At 64.4% G+C, this 17,696-nt stretch carries 14 protein-coding genes; 9 read left to right on the top strand and 5 right to left on the bottom strand.

Annotation, left to right across the window (positions count from 1 at the left end; translation table 11 throughout):
* Positions 1 to 62: 62 nt before the first annotated feature.
* The 5 genes from WFH44_RS13575 to WFH44_RS13555 all read right to left on the bottom strand — a co-directional run bounded on the left by WFH44_RS13575 (position 63) and on the right by WFH44_RS13555 (position 7,346).
* Positions 63 to 977 carry a LysR family transcriptional regulator gene (locus WFH44_RS13575; RefSeq protein WP_336714422.1) on the bottom strand — a complete coding sequence of 305 codons (915 nt, stop codon included), beginning with the start codon at positions 975 to 977 and terminating at the stop codon, positions 63 to 65.
* Between the two features lie 69 nt (positions 978 to 1,046).
* Positions 1,047 to 4,151, bottom strand: coding sequence for a DUF3427 domain-containing protein (locus WFH44_RS13570; RefSeq protein WP_336714558.1), 3,105 nt, complete (start codon positions 4,149 to 4,151; stop codon positions 1,047 to 1,049).
* A 186-nt stretch (positions 4,152 to 4,337) separates the two neighbouring features.
* Positions 4,338 to 5,378, bottom strand: a complete 1,041-nt coding sequence (locus WFH44_RS13565; protein WP_336714421.1) for a GmrSD restriction endonuclease domain-containing protein — start codon at positions 5,376 to 5,378, stop codon at positions 4,338 to 4,340.
* Between the two features lie 73 nt (positions 5,379 to 5,451).
* Positions 5,452 to 6,486 carry an excalibur calcium-binding domain-containing protein gene (locus WFH44_RS13560; RefSeq protein WP_336714420.1) on the bottom strand — a complete coding sequence of 345 codons (1,035 nt, stop codon included), beginning with the start codon at positions 6,484 to 6,486 and terminating at the stop codon, positions 5,452 to 5,454.
* Between the two features lie 92 nt (positions 6,487 to 6,578).
* Positions 6,579 to 7,346: a hypothetical protein gene (locus WFH44_RS13555; RefSeq protein WP_336714419.1), complete on the bottom strand. Its 768-nt coding sequence runs from the start codon at positions 7,344 to 7,346 to the stop codon at positions 6,579 to 6,581.
* A 632-nt stretch (positions 7,347 to 7,978) separates the two neighbouring features.
* Here WFH44_RS13555 and WFH44_RS13550 point away from each other — a divergent pair.
* The 9 genes from WFH44_RS13550 (at position 7,979) to WFH44_RS13510 (ending at position 17,580) form a co-directional block, all read left to right on the top strand.
* Positions 7,979 to 8,848, top strand: coding sequence for a TetR/AcrR family transcriptional regulator (locus WFH44_RS13550; RefSeq protein WP_336714418.1), 870 nt, complete (start codon positions 7,979 to 7,981; stop codon positions 8,846 to 8,848).
* Positions 8,845 to 9,732, top strand: coding sequence for a 3-keto-5-aminohexanoate cleavage protein (locus WFH44_RS13545; protein WP_336714417.1), 888 nt, complete (start codon positions 8,845 to 8,847; stop codon positions 9,730 to 9,732). Before WFH44_RS13550 ends, WFH44_RS13545 begins: the two co-directional genes overlap by 4 nt.
* A 2-nt stretch (positions 9,733 to 9,734) precedes the next feature.
* A complete protein-coding gene (locus WFH44_RS13540; RefSeq protein WP_336714557.1) occupies positions 9,735 to 10,703 on the top strand; it encodes a 3-hydroxyacyl-CoA dehydrogenase NAD-binding domain-containing protein in 969 nt (322 codons plus the stop codon).
* A complete protein-coding gene (locus WFH44_RS13535) occupies positions 10,700 to 11,170 on the top strand; it encodes a thioesterase family protein (protein WP_336714415.1) in 471 nt (156 codons plus the stop codon). Before WFH44_RS13540 ends, WFH44_RS13535 begins: the two co-directional genes overlap by 4 nt.
* Before the next feature lie 105 nt (positions 11,171 to 11,275).
* The gene (locus tag WFH44_RS13530) at positions 11,276 to 12,802 is read left to right on the top strand and encodes an ABC transporter substrate-binding protein (RefSeq protein WP_336714556.1); all 1,527 of its coding nucleotides are present in this window, start codon (positions 11,276 to 11,278) and stop codon (positions 12,800 to 12,802) included.
* Positions 12,799 to 13,755, top strand: coding sequence for an ABC transporter permease (locus WFH44_RS13525; RefSeq protein WP_336714414.1), 957 nt, complete (start codon positions 12,799 to 12,801; stop codon positions 13,753 to 13,755). The genes WFH44_RS13530 and WFH44_RS13525 overlap by 4 nt, the downstream gene beginning before the upstream one ends.
* A complete protein-coding gene (locus WFH44_RS13520; protein ID WP_336714412.1) occupies positions 13,752 to 14,639 on the top strand; it encodes an ABC transporter permease in 888 nt (295 codons plus the stop codon). Before WFH44_RS13525 ends, WFH44_RS13520 begins: the two co-directional genes overlap by 4 nt.
* Complete coding sequence (locus WFH44_RS13515) at positions 14,636 to 16,306, top strand: ABC transporter ATP-binding protein (RefSeq protein ID WP_336714411.1); 1,671 nt, start codon at positions 14,636 to 14,638, stop codon at positions 16,304 to 16,306. Before WFH44_RS13520 ends, WFH44_RS13515 begins: the two co-directional genes overlap by 4 nt.
* A gap of 110 nt (positions 16,307 to 16,416) precedes the next feature.
* Complete coding sequence (locus WFH44_RS13510; RefSeq protein WP_336714410.1) at positions 16,417 to 17,580, top strand: serine hydrolase domain-containing protein; 1,164 nt, start codon at positions 16,417 to 16,419, stop codon at positions 17,578 to 17,580.
* Positions 17,581 to 17,696: the final 116 nt, after the last annotated feature.

Raw genomic sequence — 17,696 nt, 5'->3', positions numbered from 1 at the left:
TCGCCATCGATTCCTTCTATTCGAAGAACGACGGCGGCGTCCGACTTGGGCAGTCATCTCCCCTACCGGTCCGCGCCGTAGAGCTTCTTGCAGATTGCCTCGAAGGCCAGGGCCCGCCTGGTCGGCCGGAGCCCCGCGGGCCGGGCAATGACGACTTCGATCCCCGGCAGCTCGTCCACGAGCCGCAGCGGCACCACCTTTCCGCCCGAGTACGTCAGGTTGTGGTGCAGCCGCTGGTTCAGCACCGAGTAGCCGTGCCCGCGGGCCACGAAGGAACGCACGGTCTCATAACCCGTCACCCGGTGCCGGATATTCGGCGTGATGCCCGCGATCTGGAACAGCTGCAGGTAGTACTCCCGGGTGTGCGGCAGATCGAGCAGGATCATCGGCTCTTCCTGGAGGTCCCGCAGCGCCACTTCCCGGTCAGGGTTGGCAGCCAGCGGATGGCCCTCGTGCACCAGCACGTGCGGCGGCACCCGCTCCACCAGCTGGGTGCTCACCCCGTCCAGCAACCCCAGCGTGTACATCAACGACACTTCGCAGCGCCCCTCGAACAGCGACCGGCGCAGGAACTCCTGATCGCCCTCCAGGAAGGACACCCGCACATCCGGGTATTGCTGCTCGAACGCCTGCAGGATCACCGGCGCCCGGAACGGAGCCAGCGGCGCGAACAGCCCCACCGTCAGCTCACCCGTCAGGTTCTCCGACAAACCCCGTGCCGACTCGTACAGCGAATCCGCATGCTCCAGGAACGCCGGCAGCTCCTTCGCGAACTCCCGCCCTGCCGGACTCAGCTTCAACCCCCGCTGCGGCAACCGGATGAACAGCTGCACCTCCAGCTCCTGCTCCAGCTGCGAGATCGCATTCGACAGCGCCGACTGCGTAATCCGCAGCCGCTGCGCCGCCGCCGTCATGTTCTCCGTCTCCGCCACCACCGCGAAGTACCGCAGCTGGATCAGAGTAAAAGGCCTCGCCATGGGGCCATTCTGTCAAGCGAGGGACTCCTGCCGGAGCACTCGTTCTAGTGTCAGCCCCAATTGCAGCATTTAGCGGACAGCGGTGGAAGCAACCGAGTAGACGTCGGCAGGCATCGGGCGCTGAAGCTTCCAAGTGATCGAGATCGGTTTCTCGCCTGAATGCTGGACGTAATCGACTTGGCCCAGGCACGTGTATGCCATGGTCATGCCCGCGTCGTCGTTGGACCGCTCCCTGGTGAAGAGAACGATCTGGGTTCCGTGTCCTCGTCGATCAAGATAGCGTCGGCCCGTCGCACTGTTAGCCGAAGTGCTGTTTTGCGACTCCCAGTGGAACAGATCGTCGCTGAGGGCATAATCGCGGTACATGGTCGTCGCAGAATGCTTTGCCTCATCCTTGTGGAGCGTTATGAAGAATGCATCTGTCGCTGTCTCAGCGCTCCATGCGACACCCTCACGGTGCTTGGCATCCCGGCCTTCTATCTTGGCTATCCCCAGGGCGGCCAGGACTTCTTCACGCCGATACGTGGCGTGTGAGTAGAGGGGTACGTGTTGCAGACCCTGTCCCAGCCCTCGCGGCATGTGTCTTGCAGCCTTGACGCCGAGCTTCATGAGCTGACCAATTTCCGAGCATGCTTGTGGATAGCTGCGCAAGGCGCGGAAACCGTCGTCGTATTTTTCAAACCCGCCTTTATCCGGCCAGAGGGTGAAAAACAGCATTCTGGCGAGTACCTTTTCCCGATCACTAAGATCCTCGTACGACGGGCCGTAGGGGTCCGCGATAGCGGAGTAGACTTCGGCTCGCTCAGGATCGTCCACATGCAGGAGCGCGGTCATCTTCTTGAGGATGAGTTGTTCCTCGAAGATGGACCCTTCGCTAAGACGAGTGATCGATGGCGCCTCGTCCAGCAATCCCGCTTCTCGGATGAGCGATGTCCAGGAGTCGCCTGTCCTTCGGTACACCTCCGAGAGTTCCCGCCCGGATTCAGTCAGGTAGTCTTCGAGCATTGTTTCGGCGTGGGAGCGCACGTCGACGACCAATTGCTTCCGGTTAAAGCGAAGTTGTGCCTTGATGTTCTCCAGGACGGTTTTCTGCGCCACCCTGTCCAGGATTATTTGGCAGCCAGATGGCAGCAGCGGAAATTCGTCTTCAATTTGCCGTGCCAGGCCCGCGCGACTTGTACCGGTTAAAGCACGGTATTTGGGATCAAACCGGAACTCGCGGCGCTGCTGGCCGATGAAATCCAGCACAGTCAGAACAGCCTTGTCTTCGGCCCGTCGCAGTCCCCGGCCCAGTTGCTGCAGGAAAATCGTCGAGCTCTGCGTGGGACGCAGGAGCAAGATCGTGTCGATTTCGGGCACATCAAGCCCTTCATTGAAAAGATCCACTGCGAATATGCAATTGATTTCTTTGCCCCGTAGGCGCGCCAGTGCCGCGTTTCGTTCGTCGCTATCTGTGGCACCGGAAAGGGCTACAGAGCGGATACCTGCTTGATTGAAGACGCGTGCCATGTAGTGCGCGTGCTGGATAGAGACGCAGAAGCCGAGGGCCCTCATCTCGTTGGTGCTGAGAACCTTATCCCGGAGTTCCTTGATGACTTTTGCAGCACGTGCGTCATTGCCGGTGTACAGAGCACTGAGCGCCTCGAGGTCATATTTGCCGCGCTTCCATTCGACCTGGCTCAGGTCCACGTCATCAGCAAGTCCAAAATAATGGAACGGCACCAGCAGATCCGCGTCCAATGCGTCCCACAGACGGAGTTCCGTTGCGACACGTCCATCAAAGAATTCGTCAGCGACGTTGATGCCATCTCCTCGTTCCGGCGTCGCTGTCAGGCCCAGCAATTCCACGGGACGAAGCCGATCCAGGATTCGCCGGTAGGTCGGCGCCTCCGCATGATGAAACTCGTCGATGACGACAACGTCGAAGTGACCTGGCTCGAGACGATCCAGCCCCATGACCGCCAAGGATTGCACGCTGGCGAAGACGTGCTTCCACTGGCTCGGCTTTTCTTGACCAACATAGAGTTCCCCGAATGTGCCGCTCTGCATCACTGCTCGGTAAGTGCCTAAAGCCTGCACTAGTATTTCCTTGCGGTGAGCCACGAAAAGCAACGTGAGCGGCCGGCCCGTCTCCCCGCAAAGACGCTTGTAGTCCAGAGCCGCGAGCACGGTCTTGCCCGTTCCCGTTGCAGCCACAACCAGATTCCGATGATGTCCCTGGACGTTGCGGGCCGTTTCGAGTTCTTCGAGCATCTCAATCTGATGCAGATGGGGCTGTACTTCCAACCCCGTGGCGCCCATCGGCTGAATTTCCGTCGTGCCGCCGTTCCGCTCGAGGGCCTTGTCCAGCCGCTCCCAATCAGTATCCGGGTCATAAGGCACGAAGGCCCGTTGCTCCCAATAGCTATCAAAGGTGATTTGAAATTTGTCGAGGAGTTCCGGCGTCGTCACCGCGGACAGCCGAACGTTCCATTCCAGTCCATCGACGAGCGCCGACCTGCTGAGGTTCGAACTCCCGACGTATCCGGTACTAAAACCAGAATCGCGCTGGAACAGCCACGCCTTCGCATGGAGACGCGTAGCCTGTGTCTCGTAATTGATCCGCACCTCAGCGCCATATCGTCGAACTAGCTCGTCGACAGCACGGCGTTCTGTGGCTCCCATATACGTTGTCGTTATGACCCGAAACCGGGCACCTCGTTCATGCAATTCATCCAAGGCGCTTTCAAGGAGCCTGATCCCGTTCCAGCGGATGAAAGCACAAAGAAGGTCAACGGTGTCAGCAGAGGCGAGTTCTGCCCGGAGCTCCGCAGCAAGGCTCGGATCATCCTTGCCATTCGTAAGCAGGGCTGAATCGGAAAGTGCGGTTGACGGTCGACGCAAGTTCCGGCGCCGTAGTTTGTCTGCCGGGTGAAGGGACTGAAGCTGTCTTGGTCCCTCTGCAATTTCATCGGTATGAGCGATGGCCAGTAGCAGCTTATTCGCCAGGGAGACACGGTCCTCGGGCTTGGCCTGCCCCAGGGCCTTCTTTGCAACCGCTCCGATGTAACGAGCGAGAACATCCGGAGTGTCGTCTTGCCCGACGTCGACCACGTTGGTTTGGTACTCCGTCATGAGTGATAGCCGACGTGCCAACGACTCAGTCTGCAGGCTCTCGTAAAGCCCCTCTGCCAGCAACTCTGCCGGCTCTCCCCCACTGAAAGCGTTCACCAAGCCAGGCTAAACCATGCCCTGACAATCTGCGACGGAGAGATCCTGTACACGCCTACGGAGGAGTGAAGAGTGCCGAGTGGACAGCGATGCGAGGTGGAAGCGGCCACGACGCACCCTGCTCACGGTTTCTATGGGCCGCTACGTCAACTACTCACAACCGACGCCGTCACCGTCGCGATCGAATTTCGTGTCCCATCCGGGGTCACCAACCCGTATCGGTGCTGCGCCGGTTGCGCGTACAGCAGTGCAGTTCTTGTAGAAGACATCAGCGCCGCTGACGGGAGCGGGCACGGGTCCCGAGGGTGCATCCTTCAGTGGTTGTGATACCGGCAGGGGTTCAGCAGCAATCGGAACAGCGACTCTGCCTTCGTCTGTTGGAACTGGCTGATCCGGACACGATGCAGTCAGGATTCTGTGGATTGCGTCGTGCTCTGCCTGTGTCATCCATAGCCCGTACTTGGCCTTCACAGCCGTCTGAATTGCCACGTACTCGCAGCGGAATGACTTGTTGGGCGGAAGCCAAGTTGCCGCGTCCCCGTCGCCCTTGGCCCCATTAGTTGGCCCATCCGTCGCCAGCAGATTCAGCGGGTCATTACCTAAGGCTTCCCGCTCCTCAGATACCAACTGTTGTGCGCCTTTTTGCCAGGCGTCGGACAACGGTACGACATGGTCGATTTGTACTGCAGTGCTGGTTGCGTTGCCACGGACGAAGTGAATCGTCGTGCCCGTCAACGGGTCTGCCAAAACGCCGGATGCGACGACACACCCGTGAGTCCCGGGCTTGTGCACAATACTGCTCAGATCCCGGTTCAGGGTGTCATTGCGGGCATCGCAGCCGTTGCGATCGGGATCCTTCCACCCCCTGCCGAAAAGATCGCGGTCATATCCAGTCTTCGGAGCCCTCCCCTTGATCGCGATAGTTTCGAGCTGTGCAAGTGACGTTCCCGGCGACGGATCGGCGGGGGCCTCGCTGACAAGTTCCTCCGTCACGGGTGCGGGCTCCGACTCTGCCGGCTCGCTCAAGGTGGGCGACTCTGCCGGCGTTGCAGTAGGAGCCGGAGCAGAGCCAGACGTGTTCGAGGACTCGAGCGGCGTTGCGCTGGCGGAGTTGGACTCGCAGCCGGTTGCAGCGAAGAGAATTGAGATGGCGGCGAGCGCGGCAAGGCTGGCGGCCTGGAGCTTTTGCATTTTGTGCCTTTGGTCGTGTCCTCCCACAACCAAGCCGTTATGGGAGGACACCATCGAATTCGGGTTCAGGAGGTTATGACTCGCAGGCCGCGCCGTCGCCATCGCTGTCGAGGTGAGAACCGTAGCCGGGGTCCCCCCGATAGACGGGAGCAGCCCCTGCAGCCTTGGCCGCAGTGCAGTTCGCGTAGTAGGCCGCCGGCGCAGGTGCCGGAGCTGCGGGCTGCTCGACTGGCGCCGAGCCGCCACCGCCGCCTGATGAATTTTCGCAGGCGACGCCGTCGCCATCAGAATCGAGGTCAGGATTGTAACCAGGTGAATCGGAAGTGATGTTGGACAGACCATCGTTCGCTGCGTCTGTGCAGCTTGCATAGCCGTTTGCCTCGGCTTCGGCCTCGCGTTCAGCTTTCGCTTGGCGCTCCGCTTCTTCCGCCGCCTTACGTTCTTCCGCGGCTTTGCGCTTGGCCTCAGCCTTCTTAGCAGCCTCTGCCTTGGCTTTCTTTTCGGCGGCGGCCTTCTCTGCCGCTTCTTCCTTGGCTTTCTTTTCCTCTGCTGCCTTCTTGGCTTCCGCTGCCTTTCGCGCTGTTTCTTCAGCGAGGACAGCTACCACTTTGTCGTGATTGTCGCGGTCCATCCACAACAACACTCCGTCTTGATCTTCGGTGCAGATATAGACCTCGCCGTTGGCCCCCTGAATCATGCCTTCAGCGTCGCACTCGGTGAATGCCACCATTCTGGCGCTGGGTGAGGGAGTTGCTGTGAAGCTGCCGGCAACTGGCTCAAGTTTTTCTTCAGCAGTGGCTGAGGTCCCCGTGACTACAAGCCCTAACACAAACGCTAGAACACCGAACATCGAGGTCGTTTTGGCTGCGCCCCGGCTGCCGAGTCCCATCCACGAGCGACGCTTGAACACGAGCGCGAACAGGCCAGAGACAGCGGCGATGATGCCGAGAATTACGAGGTACGGGCCGAACCCGCCGTTCGCAAGAAAAATGAACAGCAGCACCAGAAGGAGCACACCTGTTATCCAGAAAGAAACAGTGGGACGCCACTTCGGAGACCGATTTTGGGCAGGCTGATAGTACGGATTGTCATACATGGTTTCCCCCAACGAGACATGATGAAGCGTTTATGTCGAGGGAATGTTATCAGTTGGACTGCAATTCGGCATAGAGGAAGCCGGATTGCGTCAGGCTCGTTTGTTCAGTCTTTACTGACTAGAGACTTGAAAGCGTCGAGCAGCTGCTGTAAGCCAGTGCTGCCGCCCGTGCTGATGGGCATCACGTCACCCGCCGATCCCTTGCGGCTAAAGACTGCCTCATCAGCAGTTAGAAGAAGCGCGATGGGATCAACGTCCTGCCAGCGCACCCTCTCAAGGTTTGATCTCTGGAATGAGCCAGTGTAAACGGGCGTCAGGAAATCTGCGGGAGTGGCAGCCTCAGAGTCTTTCCTCATGACTACGACGCGAAACTCCTCGACGGACGGCGCTACGGCCACCCCCTCCTTGACCGTGGCTAGGACCGTCGAAGCCAAGGCAGCAACATACAGCGCATTGCGGTCCGCCTTAGTTCGTTTCTTCGTCGTGGGCCTACCCGTCGGAGTAAAGGACGCTGTCCTCTCGGGAACCATCTGCGCTGACCCAAACAGGATGACCACGGTGGCATAGTTGGTGCCGCCTTCGGCCCCTACATCGACGCAAGTCGCTTCGGAAGCATTGTCAGCAAAAGCTTCCTCCAGCGCCATCATGACTGCCTCCGGCTCATGACCGAGAAGCTTTTCCCAGTTCTCCTGGGCCAGTCCGCAATGAATCCGGTAGCTGCGCTGCCACTCAGCTTCGAGCCGAGCCTTCTCAGCATGAGCCATTTGGTCGGCTTGGACCTTCGCTGCCTTGCGCTCGGCCAACTGAAAGCGACCAATTCCCGCCAGCATCTGCTGAGACAACGCGTCATGAATGAGTTCGTAGTCAGCCATGGGCGGCACTGGAACGTCGGCTGGCGCAGCCCGCTCAAAGTCCTCATGGTGGAGCGACACCAGGGCGTTCTCCAACGCAACGAGCTCCGCGATCTGCGCCTCGGCGGCAGCTGCCTTCTCAGCACGCGCAAGCTGTGTGAGGCTGGGACGTTTCAGCTGGAATGAATGACTCGAGGGGCGCCTCATCGTCGAGGTGGGGCTCGACTGGCTCACTCGTACTCCGCCGACCTTCGCCGACGAATATATCCCGCCGCTGCCGAAGGAAACCCGAGCCTTGCTGTTCCCGACGCTCGTCCGGATTCCCCTGCTGGAGGCACTGATCCGAACGCCAGGAGCGATGTTGAAACTTGCTCGTGCCATGACTTCTCCCCAAAGAAACGTTTGACTGCATCGCAGCTTATCGGATGGACAACAGCCAAAGCTGTGCCTGAAAGAACTGAAAAGAATCCTTTAGCCGCACTGAACTCCGCCGAGCGCAAAACGAGCCACGTTACATCTGCCCGTCGAACACCCGATAAAGAAGAGTTCCTTGGAACAGGCGGACAATGAAACCCTCACCCTGCGAATCGCAAACTTCTGACTTCTAGTTAACAGCCCTTGCCAGAATCGCAAACAGCGACTAGCTTCGACGCATGGCATCAAATGAGACCGGCGTCACAGAACGGGTCCGGACGTCGATCCGGAACTCGGGGATGGCCCAGCGCGAGATCGCGCATCACATGGGGCTGGACGAGACGAAGCTGTCCAAGGCTTTGAATGGCACGCGGCGTTTCCATCCGGAGGAACTGACCAGCCTGGCGGACATCACCGGCGTGACGGTGAACTGGCTGCTGTCGGGTTCGGACGAGACGCACGGACCTTCGGTTCCGCCGCCGCCGATGGTCCTTCCGACCCGGCATCCGGAAAACAACGAGCACGCGCAGAAGCGGCGGGCGATCATCGAGGCGGCGTGGTGGCTGTTCGCGCGCCGCGGCTACTCGGCGGTCCGCGTGGCCGACATCGCGTACGCCTGCAATCTGAGCACGGCGGCGATCCACTACTACTTCTCGGGCAAGCGCGAGATCTTCGCCGAGGCGCTGCGCTACTCGATCAAGCTGGCCTTCGACCGGCAGATCGCCGAGCTGCTTCAGGTCAGCGACCCGGTGCGCCGGCTCAAGCGGCTGATCGAGCTGCAGCTGCCCGCCGGCGAGCGAGGCCAAGCCGAATTCTCCATCTGGCTGCAGACCTGGGCGGACGTCGCCGTCGAGGGTTCCGGCAAGGAAAACCACGCGCAGGGCTACCGGCGCTGGCTCAAGACCGTGGAGGACGCGATCGTGCAGGGCCAGGAGGCCGGCGCCTTCGTCGTGGTCCCGTCCGACCAGCTCGCCATGGAGCTCACCAGCCTGATCGACGGCCTGGGCATCAAGGTCCTCACGGGCATGCTGACTTCGGATCAGATGTACCGCCATATCGAAAGTTTCATCGACCGCAACATCGTCCTCGAACAAGGGAGCCCTGCATGAACCGCAAGGTCATCGTCACTTGTGCCCTGACCGGCGCCGGCGACACCACCGGCAAGAGCGAGCACGTGCCCGTCACTCCGGAACAGATCGCCGACAACGCGATCGCCGCCGCCCGGGCCGGCGCCTCGGTGGTCCATATCCACGTGCGCGACGTCGAGACGGGCCAGGGATCGCGCGATGTGGCGCTGTACCGCGAGGTCGTCCGGCTGGTCCGCGAGAGCGACGTCGACCCGGTAATCAACCTGACCGCGGGCATGGGCGGCGACCTCATCCTGGATCCCGGCGAGCCGACCAAGCAGCTGCCTGGCACGGACCTGGTCAGCGCGATCGAGCGGCTGGCCCACGTGGAGGAGCTGCGCCCGGAGATCTGCACCATCGACTGCGGCTCGCTGAACTTCGGCGAGGGCAGCCAGGTCTACATCAGCACCCCGGACATGCTCCGCGAGGGCGCCGAGCGGATCAAGGAACTCGGGGTCAAGCCGGAGATGGAAATCTTCGACACCGGGAACCTCTGGTTCGCCAACATCATGGTCGAGGAGGGCCTGATCGCTCCCCCACCGCTCTACCAGCTCTGCATGGGCATCCCCTACGGCGCCCCGGTCAACGCGGGTCTGCTGCAGGCCATGGTGAACATGCTGCCCGACGGCGCCCAGTGGACGTCCTTCGCCATCGGCCGCGACCAGCTGCCGTGGGTCGCGCAGTCGGTCCTGCTCGGCGGGCACGTCCGGGTGGGCCTCGAAGACAACCTCTACCTCAGCAAGGGCGTCAAGGCGACCAACGCCCAGCTCACCGAACGCGCCATCCAGATCGTGCACGACCTCGGGTCCTCCGTCGCCACTCCGGACGAGGCCCGCGAAATCCTCCAGCTCGAGAAGAAAGCGTGAACATGACCGAAGACTTCACTCCCCTGGACATGAACGACGTCGACACGATCGCCTGCGTGGGCATCGGCACCATCGGCGGGGGCTGGGCCGCGTACTTCCTGGCGCGCGGCTTCCGGGTCAAGGCCTGGGACCCCGCACCCGACGCGGAGCAGAAGCTCCGCCGGCTGATCGACGCCGCGTGGCCCGCCCTGACCAAGCTCGGGCTCGCGCCTAACGCGTCGAAGGACAACATCAGCGTCCACACCGATCTCGCCGAGGCGGTCGACGGCGCCGGCTTCGTGCAGGAGAGCGCGCCGGAGGTCCTGGAACTCAAGCAGTCGCTCCTGGCGCAGATCGACGCGGTGACGGCCCCCGACGTCGTTATTGCCTCCTCCACTTCCGGTTACGGGATGACGGAGATGGCGACCGCGGCGAGGAACCCGTCCCGGCTGGTGGTGGGGCACCCGTTCAACCCGCCGTACCTCATTCCGCTGGTCGAGGTGGTGGGCGGCGAGCAGACCTCGGCCGCCGCCGTGAAGTGGGCCTCGGCCTGGTACGAACTGATCGGCAAGTCCGTCATCACCATGGACCGCGAGGTTCCGGGGTTCATCGCCAACCGCCTGCAGGAGGCGCTGTGGCGCGAGGCTCTGCACATGGTGGACAACGGCGAGGCCACCGTGGAGCAGATCGACCTGGCCATCACCGACGGGCCGGGCCTGCGCTGGCCGCTGCAGGGACCGATGCTGACGTTCCACCTGGCCGGCGGCGAGGGCGGCATGGCGCACATGCTCGACCACTTCGGGCCGTCGCTGCTGTCCCCGTGGACCCGACTGGCTGCACCCGAGCTGACGCCGGGGCTGCGCAACGCGGTCATCGCCGGCTGCGACGAGGAGGCCGCCGGGCGGTCCGTCGTCGAACTGGTGGCGGAGCGCGACGAGGCAATCATCGCGATCCGCAACGCCATCGCCCAGGTCAGGGCCGGCGGCGCATGAGCTCGGCGGCTCCCGGCGTGCTGCCCGCGTACCGCTGCCGGGTGCAGCCCGAGTGGATCGACTACAACGGCCACATGTCAGAGGCGTTCTACGTCCTGGTCTTCGGCTACGCCACGGACCAGGTGATGGAACAGATTGGCCTCGATGAGGAGTACCGGCGCTCCACCGGTCGCTCGCTCTACACGGTCGAGGCACACATCCGCTATCTCGCCGAGACCGACCTGGACGCGGAGCTCACGGTGACCTCACGGATTGTCGCCGCCGGGCCGAAGAAGCTGCACCTGGCCCACGAGATGCGTTCCGGGGAAACGCTGATCTCCACCGAGGAACTGCTGGCGCTGCACGTGGACCAGCAGTCCGGACGCAGCACCGGATTCGACCCTTCCGTCATGGACACCATCACCTCATTCCTGCCCGGCCCCGGCGAGCCGGCACCGGAATGGACCGGCAGGACAGTCAGTTCCTAGCCGTCCCTTTTTACGAAAGAAGGACCAGTGGAAACATCTCCTGTTCTTCGCGGGCAGCTGCCCGATAGACCTGCCCTGGCGCCGACCCGGCGCCGGGTTCTCGGGATAGGCCTGGCCCTCGGGCTGGGCGGCTTCCTGGCCGCGTGCGGCACCGGACCGGCCGCGGTACTGTCCGCTCCGGCCGGCCCGCCCCAGCGCGGAGGCCGGCTGCGGGTGGGCCTGGCCGGCGGCGGCGCCGCGGACAGCTTGGACGCCCATACCTCCGTGAGCACCACCGACATCGCGCGGGTGGTCAACCTCTACGAGTCCCTGCTCTACTGGGACGAGAACTACGAACTGAAGCCGCTACTGGCGGCCAAGGTCACGCCTTCGGCCGACGCGCTGACCTGGACCGTCGACCTCCGCAAAGATGTCCGGTTCCACGACGGCCGGCCGGTCACGGGCAGGGACGTTGCCGCGACGTTCAAGCGCATCACTGATCCGGACAATCCGAAGAGCGGCGCCGCGAGCCTGGTGATCTTGGACGAGGTGGCCGTCATCAACGACCACCGGGTCGAGTTCCGGCTCAACACTCCCACGGCCGCGTTCGACGACTCGCTGGGCCAATACACGCTCGGCATCGTGCCCGCGGACTTCGATCCGGCCGCGCCGGTTGGGACGGGCCCGTTCAGGTTCAAGTCGTTCGCGCCGGGACGCAACAGCGTCTTTGTCCGCAACGAGCATTACTGGCGGGACGGCGAGCCGTATCTGGATGAGCTGGAGATCCTGAATTTCAACGACGACGACGCGCTGATCAACGCGCTGCTCTCCACCCAGGTGGACGCGATCGGCCAGATCCCCTTAACGCTGCTGGAGGTCATCGACGCCGACCCGCGGATCAGCATCCTCTCCGCCGAGACCGGCGCCTGGATGCCGTTCACGATGCGCGTGGACCGCCCGCCCTTCGACGACAAGCGCGTCCGCGAGGCCTTCCGGCTGGCCGTGGACCGGGAGCAGATGATCGAGCAGGTGCTCAGCGGGAACGGCAGCCTCGGCAACGACATGTATTCGCCGTTCGACCCGGGCTATCCCTCGCATCTCCCGCAGCGCAAGCAGGACATTGCGCGGGCCAAGGCGCTGCTGGCCGAGGCCGGCCATCCGGACGGGCTCACCGTGGAGCTCGTGACGGCGCCGATCCAGTCCGGCGCGGTGGAAGCCGCTCAGGTCTTCGCCCAGCAGGCCGCCGAGGCCGGGATCATGGTCAAGATCCGCCAGGTGGACACCACAACGTTCTTCGGCGACAGCTACCTGAAGTGGGACTTCGCCCAGGACTTCTACTACACCCGCAACTACCTGCCGCAGGTCAACGCGAGCACCCTTCCGACGTCGCCGTTCAACGAGACGCACTGGGACCACCCCGAGTTCAACGCCCTGATCAAAAAGGCCAACGCCACCGTCGACGACGACGAGCGCAACGCGCTGATCGCCAAGGCCATGGAGATCGAATACAACGAAGGCGGCTACATCATCTGGGGCCACGCGAACCAGGCGGACGCCTACCAGCAGTACGTCGCCGGCCTCGTCCCCAGCCGCACCGGGCTGGCCCTGTCCGGCTTCGAATTCCGCCGCGTCTGGCTAGGAGGCGCCTCATGATGCCCATCATCCTTCGCAGGCTGGCCACCAGCGTGCTGATCCTGCTGGCGGTGTCCGTACTGGTCTTCGTGGCCACGCTGCTGCTGCCCGGCGATCCGGCGCAGGCCATCCTCGGCCAGCAGGCCACGCCCGAGCGGCTGGCCGCGCTGCGCGAGCAGATGAACCTCAACGACCCGGTCTGGCAGCGCTACCTGTCGTGGCTGGGCGGCCTCTTCATCGGCGACTTCGGGGTCTCGGCTGCCTCCGGCGGCGCCGTCAGCGCGCTGCTGGGCGAGCGGATCGGTGCCTCGCTGGTCCTGCTGATCGCGGCCGGTGCCATCAGCATCCCCGTCGGCCTGCTGCTGGGAACCTACAGCGCGCTGCGCCGCGGCCGGGCCGGCGACCATATCGCCACCGGCACCAGCCTGGTGCTAGCCGCGCTGCCGGAATTCGTCATCGGCATCGCGCTGGTCACGCTGTTTTCGACGACGGTGTTCACCATCCTGCCGTCTGTCACCATGGCCCCGCCCGGGGAGCCGGTGTGGAACTATCCGCAGCAGCTCGTCCTTCCGACGCTGACCCTGGTCCTCGTGGTGACTCCCTACATCACCCGGATGATGCGGGCCACGATGCTGGAGGTCCTCGAGTCCGGCTACGTGGAGATGGCCCGGCTCAAGGGAGTGCCCGAGCGGCAGGTCATCCTGAAGCACGCCCTGCCGCACGCGCTCTCCCCCGTCGCCCAAGTCGTGGCGATCCAGCTGGCGTGGATGGCCGGCGGCGTGGTCGTCGTCGAGTTCCTCTTCCGCTATCCCGGCATCGGCCAGGCCCTCGTGGACGCGGTCACCAACCGGGACGTGCAGGTGGTCCAGGTGCTCGCCGTCCTGATCGCCGCCGTGTACATCGTGGTGAACCTGCTGGCCGACGTCGTCGGCATCCTGACCAATCCGAAGCTACGCACCGGGGGTGCCCGATGACCGCCATTGATTCGCCCCAGCTCGTGACCAAAGAAACCAAGGCGCCGCCCGGGCTGCTCCGCCGGCTGGTGGCACAGCGCCAGGCGAAGATCGGGATCGGGCTGACCGCCGCCGTCGTACTTTTGGCCCTGCTGGGACCGGTACTCCTGCCTCTGGTCACGGGCTTCACCAGCACCGAGTTCACCGGGCGGCCGTTCCAGCCGGACGGCGTGTTCGGCACCGACAACCTGGGCCGCGACGTCCTCAGCCGCTTCCTCGACGGCGGGCTGCGCCTGCTGGCCTACTCCGCGCTGGCGACGCTGCTGGGCATGGTGCTCGGCGTGCTGGCGGGGATGACGGCGGCGTACCAGGGCGGCCGGGTGGACAGCCTGATCATGCGCAGCAATGATGTCCTGCTGGCGCTGCCGTCTCTGGTCTTCGCGCTGCTGGCCATCACGGTCCTGGGGCCGGAGGGCTGGGTGCTGGTGGCCGTCATCGGCATCACGCACGCGCCGCGGATCGCCCGGGTCACCCGCTCGGCCACCGTGGACGTCATCACCGAGGACTTCATCCGCGCCGCCGAGATGTACGCCGTGCCGCGCTGGAAGATCCTGGTGCAGGACGTGCTGCCGAACATCACCGGCCCGCTCATGGTGGAGCTGGGCCTGCGCATGACCTACTCGATCGGCGCGGTGGCGTCCCTATCCTTCCTGGGCCTGGGCATGCAGCCGCCGACGGCGGACTGGGGCCTGATGATCAACGAGAACCGGATCGCGCTGGTGGTCCAGCCGTGGGGCGTCATCCTGCCGGTCCTCGCCATCGCCGTCCTGACCGTCGGCATCAACCTGATCACCGATTCGCTGGCCCGCGCGGCGGCGAACGCGAACGTGGGAGCAAGCAAATGAGCACGTCCCTGCAGGATCCGATCAGAACGGCAGTCCTCAGCGCCTCCGGCCTCAGGATCGCCACCACGGCAGGCAAGGAGATCCTGCACGACGTCTCCTTCGAACTGCAGCCCGGGAAGATTCTCGCCCTCGTGGGCGAGTCCGGTTCGGGAAAAACGACGGCGGGGCTCGCCTGCCTGGGCCACTTCAGGGCCGGGTTGAAGCACACCGGCGGCGAGATCCGGGTGAACGGTGCCGGTCCGTCGTCGAACATCCTGGACCTGCCGGAACCGGAACGCCGGAAGCTGCGCGGCGGCGTCATTTCCTACGTCCCGCAGGATCCGGCGCTGTCGTTGAATCCGGCGATGCGGATCGGCGACCAGATCATCGAGGTGCTGCAGGTGCAGGGCCACGGTAGTTCGGACGCGGAGCGCCGCGCGCGGACGGCCGAGGTGCTGGCCGAGGTGGGACTGGACAACAGCACCGCCTACCAGCGCCGCTACCCGCACCAGCTTTCCGGCGGGCAGCAGCAGCGCGTCGGCATCGCGATGGCGTTCGCGTGCCGGCCCAGCGTCATTGTGCTGGACGAGCCGACCACCGGCCTCGACGTCACTACGCAGGCGCTGGTGCTGCAGACCATCGGCCAGCTGGCCGAGCTGCACAACGTCGCCGGGCTCTACATCACCCATGACCTGGCGGTGGTGGCGAAGATTGCCGACGAGGTGGTGGTTATGCTCTCCGGCGAGGTGGTGGAGCAGGGGCCCACCGAGCAGGTGCTATACCAGCCGCAGCACGAGTACACGCGGAAGCTGCTCGACTCGGTGCCGGACCTGGCCGGCAAGCGCCGGGTCGGGCGGACCTCCGTGATTACCGGGGAGCAGCCGGTGGTTGCTCCCCGGCAGGTGGCGGCCGTGGAGGACGCGGACCGGGACGCATCCGCCACTCTCCTGGAAGTCTCCGGCCTGCGCCTGGCCTACGGCAGCAACCAGATCCTGGACGGCATCAGCTTTACGCTGGCGCCGGGCGAATCCATGATGCTCCTCGGCGAATCGGGCTCCGGCAAGACGACGCTCTCCCGCTGCGTCGCGGGGCTCAACGACGACTACTCGGGCGAGGTCCGGCTCTCCGGCGACACCCTGTCCGCCGGTACCAGGGCGCGCACCGCCGAGCAGCGCCAGCGTATCCAGTACGTTTTCCAGAGCCCGTTCTCCTCGCTGAACCCGCGGCGGACCATCTGCGAATCCGTCGAGGTGCCGCTGCAGATGTCCGGCAAGATGGGCCGCAAGGAACGGCGGCGCCGGGTGCTCGAGGCGCTGGACCAGGTCCGGCTCGGCAGCAGCTACCTGGACCGCCGCCCCGGCGACCTCAGCGGCGGCGAGCGCCAGCGCGCGGCGATTGCCCGGGCGCTGGTCAACGCGCCGTCGCTGCTGGTCTGCGACGAGGTCACGTCCGCGCTGGACGTCTCGGTACAGGCGTCCATTATCGACCTGCTGCGCACCCTCCAGCACGAGACGAAGATGTCGATGCTCTTCGTCACGCACAACATCGCGCTCGCCCGGCACATCTCGCAGCGCATGGCCATCCTGCAGCACGGGCAGATCGTGGAGTCCGGCAGCACTGACGAAGTGCTGGAACATCCCCGGCACGAGTACACGCAGGAGCTGCTGGCCAACGTCCCGACGTTCTGACCCGCCGGCAGGAAGTTCCGACCCGCCCACGCGCAGTCCTGACCTACCCACAACACCGCGCCCACCTGCGCATTGTTCTGACCGAGTGCACTTGTTTGAAAAGGAGAATCGTGGACCTGGATTTTGAGAGCCATAACGACGGCGGCCTGCCGCCAGCTGGGTTTGCCGGCCTGCGGGAGGTTTTCGCCCGGCATCTGGCGGCAGCGCAGGGCGGCATGGCGTTCTGCGTGTACCGGCGCGGTGAACCGCTGGCCCGCTTCTACGGCGGCAGCACTACGAGACGCACAGCCCCGACGGCCGAAGTGGAGGAAGCCTGGAGCCCGAAGACCATGGCGGTCATGTTCTCCGGCACCAAGGGCGTGGTCGCCACAGTGGCGGCAATGCTGGTGGACCGCGGCATGCTCGACGTCCGCAAGCGCGTGGCCGAGTATTGGCCCGAGTTCGCGGCCGGCGGCAAGGAAGCCGTTACCGTCGCGCAGCTGCTCAGCCACACCGTCGGCCTGCCCTACGTGGACCCCGAGCCCGAGGGCGACGACCCGCAGCTGGACAACGCCGGAAACGCCCGCGCCCTCGCCGCCCAGACGCCGCTCTGGGAACCCGGCAGAAAGGTGGCCTATCACGCCGCGACCTACGGCTACCTGATGACCGAGGTCTTCCGCCGGGCCACGGGCAAGCCGGTCGGACAGCTCATCGCCGAGCTCATCCGCGAGCCCCTCGGCCTGGAGATCTACCTCGGCCTGCCGGCGGAGCTCGATCCCCGCGTGGCCACGGTCTTCCGCTCCGACAGCTATGCCATCAGCACCTTCCTGCAGGATCCGGAGCGGCGCAAGATCGTCGAGCGCATGTACCGGAACCTGGTGGACCCGGATAAGGACCCGTTCAACAGCATCGGCATGCGCCGGGGCGAGATGTCCGCCGGCGGCGGCATCGGAACCGCCGATGCCATGGCCAACCTCTACTCGCGTCTTGCCGATCCGGCCGGCGGAGTGGTCAGCCCGCCGGCGCTGGCCGACGCCACCACCACCTGGTCGGAGGGAGTCGACGCGATCAACGACAGGCCCCTGCGCTTTGGCCTCGGCTACGAACTCGCCGACCCCATCGGAACCTATGGGCCTGTCGCGCCCGCCTTCGGCCATTCCGGCGCCGGCGGCGGACTCCACGGCGCCTGGCCCGGCAAGAACGTCGGCTTCTCCTTCCTGACCAACGAGATGCTCGCCGAGAACCAGGACCGGCGGGCGAAGGACCTGCTCGCAGAACTGGCCAAGCTCGTCTGACGGCGAGCCGGAAGGCGGGAGATCCCCTCACGAAAAAACCGTCGTCGTGATAGCACTGCGGGCCCGCCGGAACAACCGGCGGGCCCGCAGTTTTAGCCCCCTAGAGCACCGTGAGG

The organism is Arthrobacter sp. USHLN218 (assembly GCF_037144715.1).
Taxonomy (GTDB): domain Bacteria; phylum Actinomycetota; class Actinomycetes; order Actinomycetales; family Micrococcaceae; genus Crystallibacter.
This window is presented reverse-complemented; position numbering and strand designations above follow the sequence as displayed.

Excerpts from the sequence above, each read along its gene's own strand:
- WFH44_RS13520 (WP_336714412.1), top strand. The coding sequence starts at position 13,752 with ATGACCGCCATTGATTCGCCCCAGCTCGTGACCAAAGAAACCAAGGCG.
- WFH44_RS13535 (WP_336714415.1), top strand. The coding sequence starts at position 10,700 with ATGAGCTCGGCGGCTCCCGGCGTGCTGCCCGCGTACCGCTGCCGGGTG.
- WFH44_RS13515 (WP_336714411.1), top strand. The coding sequence starts at position 14,636 with ATGAGCACGTCCCTGCAGGATCCGATCAGAACGGCAGTCCTCAGCGCC.
- WFH44_RS13550 (WP_336714418.1), top strand. The coding sequence starts at position 7,979 with ATGGCATCAAATGAGACCGGCGTCACAGAACGGGTCCGGACGTCGATC.
- WFH44_RS13565 (WP_336714421.1), bottom strand. The coding sequence starts at position 5,378 with ATGCAAAAGCTCCAGGCCGCCAGCCTTGCCGCGCTCGCCGCCATCTCA.
- WFH44_RS13545 (WP_336714417.1), top strand. The coding sequence starts at position 8,845 with ATGAACCGCAAGGTCATCGTCACTTGTGCCCTGACCGGCGCCGGCGAC.
- WFH44_RS13575 (WP_336714422.1), bottom strand. The coding sequence starts at position 977 with ATGGCGAGGCCTTTTACTCTGATCCAGCTGCGGTACTTCGCGGTGGTG.
- WFH44_RS13525 (WP_336714414.1), top strand. The coding sequence starts at position 12,799 with ATGATGCCCATCATCCTTCGCAGGCTGGCCACCAGCGTGCTGATCCTG.
- WFH44_RS13555 (WP_336714419.1), bottom strand. The coding sequence starts at position 7,346 with ATGGCTGACTACGAACTCATTCATGACGCGTTGTCTCAGCAGATGCTG.
- WFH44_RS13540 (WP_336714557.1), top strand. The coding sequence starts at position 9,735 with ATGACCGAAGACTTCACTCCCCTGGACATGAACGACGTCGACACGATC.